The organism is Dellaglioa sp. CoH-56-MRSF-12 (genome assembly GCF_056782075.1).
Map to the genome: position 1 here is coordinate 1 of NZ_JBXAYD010000182.1, position 231 is coordinate 231.

1 protein-coding gene is annotated in these 231 nt (G+C 68.0%); it reads right to left on the reverse strand.

The window, feature by feature from the left end:
• Positions 1 to 231, reverse strand: a 231-nt coding sequence (locus AC1RPY_RS08245) for a hypothetical protein (protein ID WP_481763198.1), incomplete at both ends; no start/stop codon positions are given.

Consider the following 231-nt stretch of genomic DNA (forward strand, 5'->3'; position numbering starts at 1 on the left):
GGTCACGAACATCACCGCGTCGACCAGCCCCGGGTAGCCGGGCAGGAAGGCCCAGGCGTTCTCCGTCACGTGCAGGCCGTCGTTCGACGGCAGCGTCGCCGGGTAGCCGCTGACCGCGACGATGTTGTACCAGAGGCCGTCCCAGATCGTCGCGTATGAGAAGTAGTCCGGGTGCGGCCCGGTCCACGGGTTCTTGCCCTGGCCCGCGGCGAAGATCAGCAGGATGACGGT